We start from the raw sequence: 11,910 nt of genomic DNA, 5'->3' as shown, positions 1-11,910 counted from the left end.
TCGCGGGATGACAACGAATTGCGACCATTCTACATTAAAATTAAAAAAGTTTAAAGTTATAATATGGCTTTTTGTACAATATCGTTTAATCTCTTTGAAAATGCACCTGTATCAGCAACCGGTTCACCCTCTAAAATACAGGCTTGATCAAATATTAGATTAACCAATTCTTCATTATTTTTATTATTTGCTTTTAGGTCATTAAAGATTTTCTCTATGATTTTATTTTTAGGATTTAGCTCTAAATTTTTAGCTGAGGCATTAGCTATTTGTTTCTGCTCAATCAAAAACCTTTCCATACGAATATCCATAGCAGCATCGCTAACGGCAAGACAAGCAGGGCTTGAAGTAAGTTTTTTAGAGATCTTAACTTCTTTTACTAACTCCCCGAGTGTCTCTTTAAAATAATCTGTTAGCAATTTATATTCATCATCGGATTTTTTACTATTTGTATTTTTCTCCTCAGATTGTGAAGTAGTTTGCTCTACATCGATATCGCTTCTAGTAGCAGATTTAATAGCACGTCCTTTATATTCGCTATTAATATTTACCCAAAAATCATCCACTGTATCGGTAAAAAGTAATACATCGATATTTTTACTAAGTAGTCCTTCGATTTGCGGGCTTGAAAGTAATTTATCGGGATTATCCCCGCTTAAATAATATATAGTATTCTGCCCTTCTTTAAAATTTGCTATATACTCGTCAAAGCTGATCATTTTATTATGCAGGGCACTTCTGAATATACATACCTCTAATAATTTTTCATGATCGGTAGTAGCCTCACATAGTCCTTCTTTTAAAGCACCACCGAAATTAGCCCAAAACTTATTATATTCTTCAGGTGATTCCTCTTTCTTTTTTCTAAGCTCGCCAAGCACTCTTTTTGTAATAGCATTTTTGATTTTCTCAAGCACGCTATTATGCTGCAGTGATTCACGGCTAATATTCAGCGGTAAATCTTCTGAATCAACCACGCCTCGTAAAAATCTTAAATATGACGGAATTAAATCAATATTCTCATCAGAAATAAATACTCTTTTTATATATAATTTTACTCGCCTTTTGCGATCAGGGTGAAACAAGTCAAATGTTTTGCTTGAGGGAATGAAAAGCAGGTTAGTAAATTCTATAGCTCCTTCGTTTTTATTATGCAGAGTAATCCACGGATCATCTATGGCGTAAGATAAACTTTTATAAAATTCTTTGTATTGTTCTTCCGTAATTTCTGATTTCAGTCTTGTCCATAATGCAGAAGCTGAATTAAGCTGGATTTCATTATTACCGTTTTCATCAAAGAAATATATCGGTACTGCTATGTGATCGGAATAGCTTTTAACGATGTGTTTTAATCTAAAATGATCAAGGAATGTATCTTCTTCCTTTTTGATATGTAAAACGATTTCCGTGCCTCTTGTGAATTCTTTATCCGAATCTGAAACAATATACTCGCCAAGTCCGTCCGATTCCCAAACATGGACTTTATCCTCACCAGCTTTTCTTGAGGTTACAGTCACTTTATCGGCTACCATAAAGCTTGAATAAAATCCAACACCAAATTGACCGATTAGCATATTGTCTTTTTTAGAATCACCGGAGAGGTTTTTAAGAAAATTTGCCGTACCTGATCTTGCAATAGTACCAAGGTTTTCGATTAAATCCTCTTTATTCATGCCTATGCCGTTATCACGGATAATGATCTGTCCGTTATCTTTATCGACTTTAACCGTAATTTTAAAATTGCTGTCGCCAGCTACTAATTCACTATTACTTTGAGATAAATAACGTAATTTATCGCAAGCATCCGAAGCATTGGAAATTAACTCCCTCATAAAAATCTCTTTATTACTATAAAGAGAGTGAATCATTAAATTTAAAATCTTGCCAACCTCGGCATCAAACTTTTTCTTTTCTTGTATCATAATTATTCCAGTTAATAAATTATTTTTTCGTCATATGACTGTCTATGTCATTCCATTGATCGCAGGAATCTAGTAAAAAATTAATGTCATCCCGCAACTTGATTGCGGGATCTCAGGACACATTATGTGATACAAGATCCCGTGGCTTGACCACGGGATGACAGCAAAAAAGTCTGGATTCCCGCCTATGCGAGAATGACATCGGCAGCCTAGCAATAACAGCACCTTACTTAATATAGGGATTAATAATCAAATTTAAATAGTCTTCATTAATATTTTTTATCAATATCGTTTTTAAGCTATGAGTATGACCTTTAATAATTTCGATATTACTACGTGATAATTTCCATTCTTTTGCTAAATAATTTATGATTTCTTCATTAGCTTTACCTTGTTCCGGTATTGCTTTTATAGATAATTTTAGATATGGGATATTATTGATAATTACAAAATCGCTAATTAGATTCCGGTTAGAATTAGGCTTTACTTTAAGACTAAGTAAAGCCTGATGTGAAGAAGAATTGTAATTGTAGAATTTATCCATGAATATCTTCTATCACATTTGCTTATTATTTTTAATAAAAAAAGAATCCTTGAAAAACTTTGCTTAAACTGATATAAAGTTTACCGTAAATGTTTAGCACCCTTAGCTCAGCTGGATAGAGCAACAGATTTCTAATCTGTGGGTCAGAGGTTCGAATCCTTTAGGGTGCGCCATTCTTCGATTTCTCATGTTTTTATGCAGCTGTCAAACGGCGGACGCAGCATAAAGTCAAGCTTTTCAGGTTTTAATGTTTGGTTAGTAAATACTAAATTTACTAAATTGTGTTTTTCTGTAATTGTCGAACTTTTGAAAGTTTGGTGTGCATTTGCAGCTATTTGTATTACGTCTATCACTCTTAAACTATTTTCTGCCACCAAGTCTCTAAACTAAGCAGCTGTTCTCTTTCGTCTAAATAGTAAATTTATCACCTTATAAAAAGAAATATTTTTAATTAAATTATCAATATTTCTCAAGTTTATTAATATAAGTTTTAATAATAATTAAAGCTTTAATTTCTTTTGTTTTAACTAATATAGGATTATCAAAATGCCAGATTCTTCAGCTCAAGGTAAATTTGAACAACGTGAAATTAACGATAAACTAGAAAAGTTTTTTAAAGAACGTAAATTAGAATTAGAGAACTCAAATATGCTAAAAGACTTTAGCGATCTTATAGCTGATTCATCTAATAACCCTGATATCAAAAGTATAGCTCCATATGTAGATACAATGGAGAATTTGCTAAACTCAATACCGAAGCCTTACCACAAAACAGAATTCCTAGATTATGTAACAAATATAGTACCAAATCATAAACATGAAAATTGGCTTAATGGAGTTAATAATGGATTAAAAGAAGAAATGCTTATTAATAACCTCAAAGAACTATCATCAGACCACTCTGATGTAATGCTTAATTTAAAGCCGAGTAACAATGAAAAAGAGTTTGAAAAAAATTAAAAGATATTATTAAGATTCATGAAAAAGGGAAGGAAAATCCTGAAAACAAAGAAAAAATTTCTCAAGAATTCAAAAAAGAACAGAAAGAAGTAGGTATTTATATGGATGCTATAACACATGCTAATAAAAATACTAAACAAACACTAGAACACATAAGGGCTACTATTAACAAACATAAATCTCCCCTTCCTCATTTTTATTACTACTCCCAAGAATATATCGCAAAAAAGCGAGCGAGGATCTGTAGGAAGGTAAATAATAACTACTTGAAGCTGGTAAATGTGTCGATAATCGTCCACTAGGGTATGCCATTAACCGAAAAACAACAAGCCGCCTTAATCTCATTTATCTTTAATTTTGGTAGCGGGAAGTTTCAAGCATCAAAATTGCGGCAGAAGCTTAACCGAGGTGAATATTTAGCGGCTGCGCTGATGAGCTACCAAGATGGATGCGTGCTAAAGGCGGTGTTAAGCTGCAAAGGCTTAGTGATACGCCGGCAACATTATATATTATAATTATTACCAATTATTAAAACTTCTTATTATTTCCTTTAATCCTCTATATATTCACAAATCTCTTAAATCAACTTCAACTCACTTATGCATACTTATAATTAAATTTCTATTGCATTCTTAAAACTCCTTATTATGATTCTGTCTATAGCTCATCTTTAACAAAATATTAAGATTTATAGAATTTAATAAGGATATAATTATGTTTGATTTTAAAAGATTGTTTCCAACTTCATTTGAAAGGTTGATAAACGCAATACAAGCAAAAAATATAGAAGAAGCCTAAAAATTAATTGCTAGAATGGATATTACTGAATTAAGCAAAGTGGCTAACAACGGTGAAACAGCACTAAGCTTAGCTACAAAACATGGTTTTAAAAATATATGTGATTTATTGACGAATAAAAATTTAGCTAATAAAGCAGAGGCAGGAAAGAAATGTGAAGAACAGCAACAGTAAGAAGTAGCGGCAACAAAAACGTTGCATGAAAAATTAATAAAATTTCTAGAGAAAAGAGGATTAAAGGAGCAAGTAGATAGTTTAAGAAAGGGTAGTACAACGCTTGATCTTTCTTTGAACAAAATAGGCGAGCAAGGAGCCTCGCTGAAGTACTTAAAGCTAATAACTCTTTAACACAACACTTAATCTTGAAGGGAACAACATAGGCAAAGTAACGTTGGACACAATTAACGGATATCTGCAAAGAAATAAAACTATAGCCGAGAAAAAAGCAGAAAGCTTAAATGCAGAGGATAATAATTTATGCAGTCAAGAAAAGTATAATGAAGCTATAGAAAAATATAAAGCAGCAATCAAGATTAAGAAAGGACTTGATAGAGATGCATATAGGGCAGAAAATTTATATGAAATAAATAAAACAAATGCAGAAAAGAAATATGAAGAAACAATATCAGCAAGTAATTTCTGCAAAAAATATTAATATTGTAGACGATAATTTAACTAAATGGAAAAAATTAGTAACAGATATAAAAGAAAAAAATCAAGTAGACACACAAAACCTAATAAAACATATAGATCAAGACGAATTAAATAATTTTGATGAGTAAAGGTAATACTATATTAATTTCTGCTTTAGAAAAGGGCTTAGAAGTAGTTTATGAGCTACTTATTAATAAGTCCAGCACAGATATTAATAATAGAGAGTTATTTGAAGTTGCTAGGGAAGGCATAAAAAAAGTTTGTGAATTACTTATTAATAGAATGTCCATTACAGCTATTAATCATATTAATAATAACGGCTATACAGCTTTAACTTGGGCTGCTGCTAATGGTTATGAAGAAGTTTGTGAAATACTTATACTTAAAATGTCTAATGAGGCTATTAATCAAGTTACTAATAATGGTGAAATGGCTTTAAATATAGCCACAAATAAAGGTTTAAAAAATGTATGTGACTTATTGCATAAAATAGATGGTTTTCAAAAGTTGGCTAATGGAATAAACGACAAAGTAGCTAATAACACTACAATAAATGCTAAAGATAAAGCTATAATATAAAGACACTATAGAAAATATAGTAAACAAACATTAAAGCCCTTAATAATATAACCGATATAGACAAAATAACTGCTAATATGCAAAAACTTATAGTTAATAAATCTACAAAATTTAAAATTATGACTATAGAAAACCAGCTTAACGAAATAATTGATGATCAAAATATAAACGATAATATTAGCTTGTTAGGTGGTGATAATACTTATTGTACCTGCTGCCGGTTAACAATAAAATATAAAAAATATTGATTTACACTATAAAAAAAGACAGGGGCAACTTGCCTCCACCCTTTAAATTCTTACGCTGCTTGTAAATTTTGTTGCATATTAAAAGTATCGCTTATTTGTGTTCTGTAGCTTGTTGTGATTAGTAATTCAAGGTTTTAAATTATAATTTGCTAAGCAGACAATAATAACACGCATTTTATAATTTTTGCTGAGTATCTTAAACTAAGAGATATTACAGGAAACCTGCTATAAATATTTATCAATTAAGCAGACATCACCGAAGAAGGTGCAAAAGATTTTGTCGGATAATTTCCACTTTCTTTCTCCAATTTTTCAAAATGAAATATACCAAATCCAATACTTGTTGGAATCATAATAATTAATACCCCCCAGTTTCCAAAGGTTTTTATTAAATGAGGAAAACCAAAAGAGCTAATAATATACATACAAGCAGCTGATAAAGCATATGTAAATGTTACGGAAGTAAAGCGTTTAAAGATTGGAAAATATCTAAAACAATTTGGTACAGCTGGCATAACATTAAGGGCAAAAGCCATGATAAGTGATTGAATAATAAATATTTGATTTGGATTAGAAGCTTTATTTAATAAATATGGACATAGTAATATTATAATAGTAAACATACCTAATAATGCTTTTAGAATTTTTAAAGGATATATCTTATAACTTAATACTGCTACTATTTATTATACTTATAAGTTCTATTATAGATAATTTGAAATTTTGTTTTATAACTTGTTCAGGAGTACAGTTAAATTTTGTTACAAGAATATCGCCACAATAAATATATGCAAAATAAAAACATACAGGCCATGCACAATCCATTATAAATAGAGCTATTGCTGTCTTTTTATTAATTTTTTCTTTCCAAATAGGATTATTTTCTAATACTTTTATATCTCTATTAGCTTTTTCAAAAGTTTTAAGTAATTTAAGCTTTGCATTAGCAAATTCAGGAGTTTCTCATAATGCGGTTCTTGCTAATGTTCCTACAACGGCAATAATTGTACCGATACCAAATGCATAACGCCAATTAAAGCCATAAGAAGTAACAATAGTAGCAACTCCTAAAGCTGCGAAAGTTCCTACAGTAGCGAAAACCGTAGCTAAGGCTACAATAGGATATTGTATTGGAGGCTTAGAGTAAACTCGGTTAAATAAACTTCTGTTCCTATTACCTCTCCCATTGAGGACATACCTTGAACAATTCTACATAATATTATTATAATAGAAGCTGTTATGCCAATTTCATTATAAGTAGGAAGTAATGCCATTACTATGCATGAAGTAGCCATCAATCATAATTGTTATAACTACTGTAGTTTTTCGCCCATATGTATCACCCAAATATCCAAAAACAAGAGCCCCGAGTGGTCTAAAGATAAAAGTAGCATATAAAGCTGCTATAGAGTAAAGCGAAGTAGCATAAGCATCAGCTTTTGGAAAAAAAAGCTCATTAAGAAGTACGGACATAAAGCATAAGATCAAAATATTCCAATAAGGTTCCTACAGATAACAATCCTATAGCTTGTTTCTGTTCTTTTGTCAAACTTCTTTGTTCTTTTTCGTAGCCTAGCATAATTTTTATATAAAAATTAAATTGTAAAAAAACTTATACTGTTTTGTATAAAAGTCAATAAAGGATTTTGTCTTATATATTTAAATAGATTAATTTAATATTTCCCAAGGCCTAATTACAAATCAGAGGAATATCTAATATATTAGACCAAACTTTATCCCAACCTTTTGCATGAGAAATATTAGGAAAAGTTTGCTTTTTTACACACGGTGAGTTACTTGTTTTTACGTAAAGTTCTGCTATGAAAGGCGGGACTCTTTTGTCATCCATGCCGGAGAGATGTAATTGAGGGATATTATTAACCTGCTTTGCATAATTTATCGGGTTTAACGATTTAACTAAGTAACCACGATAATTATGATATTTATCGAACTTTTTAATATCTAAATTACCGGCAATCGTTATAATATCTTTAACATTACTATTTTGAGCGGCAATTAATATTGTAAGCCCGCCGCCACCGGAGAAGCCGACTAAGCTAAATTTTTGTCCATTATTGATAATATTTATGACATTGTTAATTGAATCTACGACTTCCTGCCCCATTCTTTTATCTAACCAATAATCGCTAATGCATTTTGAGTTCATTTCTAAAGGAGTATATTGGCAAGGTCTTGCTATATAAACAATATTCGGTCTTTTATCCATTGTAGCAAGCTTTAAGAGCATCGGATTAACGGGAGTAGGGTTGTCGGAATTAGCAGATCCATCTGCAAGATGTCCATCTCCCTCAATATAGAATACAAAAGGTAGGTTACGGTCGGTAATACGCTGATAAGTCGTAAGAGTAAAATCACCTCCGTTTACTAGCTGCATCTGAAAGTTATTTTGAGCTGCTATATCTTGCGAATGCTTTACCCTACTAGCCACATCATGAATAGTAGAACACCCTGAAAGAAATATTGATGTAAGGAATATTATACAAAGAAGTTTTTTCATAATATTTAAGGTAATATTTGGTAGGAGTTACTTACATGGCTTTAATGACATTCCTGCGTGGATCAGTTTTTCATCTGAGTTACGGAAAAACTGTAAGTCTTGACGAAGCAATCCAGTAAAAAATCCTGTAAATCAGAATTTTATTATTATTTTTTATGGATTGCCACACAACCTACGGCTGCTCGCAATGACGACAGAAAATAATTAAAATGGTATTTCGTCGTCTAAGTCGCTATGATCAAAGGAATGATTTTTAGTTTCAGAATGTTTATATTCGCTATGCCCTGAATCTTGAGTATGATTATTAGAGTTTTTACTATCTAATAATATTAATTGTGAATTAAAGTTTTGTAACACAACTTCCGTGGTATATTTTTCTTGACCTGAATTATCATTCCACTTACGGGTTTGCAATGAACCTTCAATATATAATTTACTACCTTTTGTGACATAGCGTTCTACAACAGATACTAACCCTTCACTAAATATCACTACTCTATGCCATTCGGTTCGTTCTTTTCGTTCGCTGGTGATGCGATCTTTCCAAGTTTCGGTTGTTGCTAAGGAAAGATTAATGATTTTTTTCCCTTCGCCCGTAGTTCTAATTTCCGGATCACGCCCTACATTACCTATTAATATTACTTTATTTAAACTACCTGCCATAGATTACTACCTATTTTAAAATTTTATTATTGCAATAATAAAATAAAAGAGCCTATAATACTACAGGTTTTTTAAAAAATATCTCAAAAATTTTGTAGTGAAGTGATTATGAACCAAGAATATATTAAGGTGCGCGGTGCTAAAGAACATAATCTAAAAAATATAAATGTTGATATTCCAAGGAATAAATTTGTTGTTATCACCGGTCTTAGCGGTTCGGGCAAGTCTTCTTTAGCATTTGATACTATTTATGCAGAAGGCCAAAGGCGATATGTTGAAAGTTTATCTTCATACGCAAGGCAATTCTTACATTTACAAAATAAACCGAATGTGGAATCTATTTCCGGATTATCGCCTGCTATTGCAATTGACCAAAAAACTACTTCCAAAAATCCACGTTCTACGGTTGGAACTATAACAGAAATTTACGATTATCTTAGGTTATTATATGCAAGGGTGGGTATTCCTTACTCTCCGGCAACTGGTCTTCCGATACATAGCCAAACAGTTTCCGAGATGGTAGATATAATTAACAAACTACCTAAAGGTACGAAAGTATATTTACTTGCTCCTATTGTTAGAGGACATAAGGGGGAGTTCAAACGTGAAATTATGAATCTGAAAAAGCAAGGCTTTCAGAAATTAATAGTTAACGGGGAAGTTTGCGAAATTGATGATTTACCGAAACTTGATAAAAATAAGAAGCATAATATAGAAGTGATCGTGGATAGAATAGTTCTAGACGAAAGTTTAGGTAATAGACTTGCAGATAGCTTAGAGAGTTCGTTAAATCTTGCCGAGGGTATTACTTATTTGGAAATTGTAGAATTGCCGCCGGCAGTTAAGACCGAGTTTGAAAAAAATCAGCGTATTACTTTTTCCGAGAAATATTCTTGTCCGGTATCGGGTTTTCAGCTTACTGAAATAGAGTCTCGAATCTTTTCTTTTAATAGCCCTTTTGGAGCATGTCCTAAATGTGAAGGAATAGGTAAGGAATTTTTCTTTGATAGAGATTTAATAGTTCCGGATCAAAGAATTTCTATTAAAGACGGTGCAATAGTGCCTTGGGGTAGTACATCTTCTAAATTTATCCTAGAGACATTAAAGGCTCTTGCCGATCATTATAAATTTTCTATTGAAGTACCTTTTATAAGTTTATCACAAAATGTTAAGGATATTTTATTTGAAGGTTCAGGAGAAGAGGCAATAAAGTTTGAATTTCACGACGGTTCTAAAACGCAAATAATAAAACAACCTTTTGCCGGTATAATACCAAGTTTGCAAGAAAAGGACCGTACTATAGAATCAGTTTTAATTAAAGAAGAACTAGCTAAATTTAAGTCAGAGCATAAATGTACTGCTTGTTCAGGGTTTAGATTAAAAGACGAAGCGTTATGCGTTAAAATAGCGAATCTTCATATAGGCGCAGTAGCGGGTATGAGTATTGCAGCCTTGCAAAAATGGTTTAGTCACTTAGAAGAAAAATTAAATAAAAAGCAATTATTTATTGCCGAGCGTATACTCAAAGAAATTACCGAGAGATTAAAATTTCTTATGAATGTCGGGCTTGATTATCTAACGTTATCACGAGAAGCAGGTACTTTATCGGGAGGGGAAAGTCAGCGTATTCGTCTTGCATCTCAAATAGGTTCAGGGCTTAGCGGTGTTTTATATGTACTTGATGAGCCGTCTATCGGTCTTCATCAACGAGATAATACAAGATTAATTGAGACACTAAAAAGGCTTAGAGATCTAGGTAATACCGTTTTGGTAGTCGAGCATGATGAAGAAACAATGTATGAAGCAGATCATATTATTGATATAGGACCGGGAGCCGGTATTCACGGCGGTCGTGTTGTTGCGGAAGGAAATACTGAAGAAATAAAGAATTTTGAAGAAAGTATTACAGGTAGGTATCTAAGCGGTCGTCAAACAATTAAAGTACCTTCTGAAACAAGAGTAGGACATGATAATAGGGCAATTGAATTACTTGGGGCGGTTTCCAACAATTTAGATAATATTGATATCAAAATTCCACTTGGTACGTTTACTGCTATAACGGGAGTATCAGGAAGCGGTAAATCAAGCTTGATGATTCATACTCTATATAAAGCGGCTCTAAAGCATTTAGAGCCGACTAGCAAAGTATTCCCGGGAAAATATAGAGAGTTAAAAGGACTTGAATATATTGATAAAATTATCGATATTAATCAATCTCCGATAGGTAGAACTCCTCGTTCAAACCCTGCAACTTATACAGGTGCATTTACCCATATTAGGGATTGGTTTGTGGAATTACCTGAATCAAAAGCTAGAGGGTATAAAGTAGGCAGATTTTCGTTTAACGTTAAAGGTGGGAGATGTGAAGCATGCCAAGGTGATGGGCTGATTAAAATAGAGATGCATTTCCTACCTGACGTATATGTAAAATGTGATATTTGTAACGGTCACAGATATAATAGAGAAACTCTTGAAATAAAATATAAAGGTAAATCTATTGCTGATATTTTAATGATGACGGTAGAAGATGCGATGCAATTTTTTGAGAAAATCCCGTTAATCTATGAAAAACTAATTACCTTAAATGCGGTGGGCCTAGGCTATATTAAAATCGGTCAGTCTGCTACTACTCTTTCAGGCGGTGAAGCACAACGCGTTAAGCTTGCTAAAGAATTATCAAGACGTTCAACCGGTAAAACGCTTTATATACTTGATGAACCGACTACGGGACTACATATCGACGATATTAATAAATTGCTGCAAGTTTTACATAAACTTGTTGATATGGGCAATACCGTTTTAGTTATTGAGCATAATCTAGATGTTATAAAAACAGCAGATTATATTATTGATATCGGTCCTGAAGGCGGTGACAAAGGCGGTAAGATAGTTATATGTGGTACTCCTGCCGATATCGCTGCCTGTGAGGAAAGCCATACCGGTAGATATTTAAAGCAATATTTGAAGTAGCTACTTAAAATCCTTATCTAAAATAGTAATAAAAAACCTAACTCAAGAGATACC

General features: G+C 32.3%; 15 protein-coding genes and 1 tRNA gene. 9 read left to right on the top strand and 7 right to left on the bottom strand.

All coding sequences use genetic code 11. The annotated features are described in order from the left end of the window. Positions 1-56: 56 nt before the first annotated feature. Entirely contained in the window at positions 57-1,922 is a 1,866-nt protein-coding gene (htpG, locus tag AB1146_RS02275) for a molecular chaperone HtpG (RefSeq protein ID WP_010420962.1), read from the bottom strand. A gap of 226 nt (positions 1,923-2,148) precedes the next feature. Further along, positions 2,149-2,466 carry a DUF167 domain-containing protein gene (locus tag AB1146_RS02270; protein ID WP_010420965.1) on the bottom strand — a complete coding sequence of 106 codons (318 nt, stop codon included), beginning with the start codon at positions 2,464-2,466 and terminating at the stop codon, positions 2,149-2,151. Positions 2,467-2,562: 96 nt separating this feature from the next. Here AB1146_RS02270 and AB1146_RS02265 point away from each other — a divergent pair. Beyond that, positions 2,563-2,639 (top strand) — tRNA-Arg (locus AB1146_RS02265). A 12-nt stretch (positions 2,640-2,651) separates the two neighbouring features. Here the strand turns inward: AB1146_RS02265 and AB1146_RS02260 are convergent. Beyond that, on the bottom strand, positions 2,652-2,840 hold the full coding sequence (locus tag AB1146_RS02260; protein WP_010420968.1) for a hypothetical protein: 189 nt from the start codon (positions 2,838-2,840) through the stop codon (positions 2,652-2,654). A 172-nt stretch (positions 2,841-3,012) separates the two neighbouring features. On the opposite strand from AB1146_RS02260, the gene AB1146_RS02255 reads away from it, so the two are divergent. The 7 genes from AB1146_RS02255 (at position 3,013) to AB1146_RS02225 (ending at position 5,705) form a co-directional block, all read left to right on the top strand. Continuing rightward, positions 3,013-3,426 (top strand): hypothetical protein, encoded by a 414-nt coding sequence (locus AB1146_RS02255; protein ID WP_010420971.1) that lies wholly within the window; start codon positions 3,013-3,015, stop codon positions 3,424-3,426. A gap of 305 nt (positions 3,427-3,731) precedes the next feature. Continuing rightward, entirely contained in the window at positions 3,732-3,941 is a 210-nt protein-coding gene (locus tag AB1146_RS02250; protein WP_010420974.1) for a lysozyme, read from the top strand. Between the two features lie 298 nt (positions 3,942-4,239). Beyond that, a complete protein-coding gene (locus tag AB1146_RS02245; protein WP_156790166.1) occupies positions 4,240-4,398 on the top strand; it encodes a hypothetical protein in 159 nt (52 codons plus the stop codon). 217 nt (positions 4,399-4,615) lie between these two features. Beyond that, positions 4,616-4,879, top strand: a complete 264-nt coding sequence (locus AB1146_RS02240) for a hypothetical protein (RefSeq protein ID WP_010420976.1) — start codon at positions 4,616-4,618, stop codon at positions 4,877-4,879. Continuing rightward, complete coding sequence (locus AB1146_RS02235) at positions 4,836-5,006, top strand: hypothetical protein (RefSeq protein WP_156790167.1); 171 nt, start codon at positions 4,836-4,838, stop codon at positions 5,004-5,006. Before AB1146_RS02240 ends, AB1146_RS02235 begins: the two co-directional genes overlap by 44 nt. Then, complete coding sequence (locus tag AB1146_RS02230; RefSeq protein WP_010420978.1) at positions 4,999-5,457, top strand: ankyrin repeat domain-containing protein; 459 nt, start codon at positions 4,999-5,001, stop codon at positions 5,455-5,457. The genes AB1146_RS02235 and AB1146_RS02230 overlap by 8 nt, the downstream gene beginning before the upstream one ends. Before the next feature lie 77 nt (positions 5,458-5,534). Then, positions 5,535-5,705, top strand: coding sequence for a hypothetical protein (locus AB1146_RS02225; protein WP_010420980.1), 171 nt, complete (start codon positions 5,535-5,537; stop codon positions 5,703-5,705). 242 nt (positions 5,706-5,947) lie between these two features. Here AB1146_RS02225 and AB1146_RS02220 read toward each other — a convergent pair whose 3' ends face one another. The 4 genes from AB1146_RS02220 to AB1146_RS02205 form a co-directional block, all read right to left on the bottom strand. Further along, positions 5,948-6,241 (bottom strand): hypothetical protein, encoded by a 294-nt coding sequence (locus AB1146_RS02220; protein ID WP_010420983.1) that lies wholly within the window; start codon positions 6,239-6,241, stop codon positions 5,948-5,950. 715 nt (positions 6,242-6,956) lie between these two features. After that, on the bottom strand, positions 6,957-7,178 hold the full coding sequence (locus AB1146_RS02215; RefSeq protein WP_051125492.1) for a hypothetical protein: 222 nt from the start codon (positions 7,176-7,178) through the stop codon (positions 6,957-6,959). 217 nt (positions 7,179-7,395) lie between these two features. Further along, positions 7,396-8,223 (bottom strand): alpha/beta hydrolase family protein, encoded by an 828-nt coding sequence (locus AB1146_RS02210; protein WP_029374733.1) that lies wholly within the window; start codon positions 8,221-8,223, stop codon positions 7,396-7,398. Positions 8,224-8,427: 204 nt separating this feature from the next. Then, positions 8,428-8,886 carry a single-stranded DNA-binding protein gene (locus tag AB1146_RS02205; RefSeq protein WP_010420988.1) on the bottom strand — a complete coding sequence of 153 codons (459 nt, stop codon included), beginning with the start codon at positions 8,884-8,886 and terminating at the stop codon, positions 8,428-8,430. 108 nt (positions 8,887-8,994) lie between these two features. Here AB1146_RS02205 and uvrA point away from each other — a divergent pair, with 108 nt between their 5' ends. Beyond that, positions 8,995-11,856 carry an excinuclease ABC subunit UvrA gene (gene uvrA / locus AB1146_RS02200; protein WP_010420990.1) on the top strand — a complete coding sequence of 954 codons (2,862 nt, stop codon included), beginning with the start codon at positions 8,995-8,997 and terminating at the stop codon, positions 11,854-11,856. Positions 11,857-11,910: the final 54 nt, after the last annotated feature.

It is taken from the genome of Rickettsia helvetica, from assembly GCF_963970025.1.
GTDB lineage: Bacteria > Pseudomonadota > Alphaproteobacteria > Rickettsiales > Rickettsiaceae > Rickettsia > Rickettsia helvetica.
This window is presented reverse-complemented; position numbering and strand designations above follow the sequence as displayed.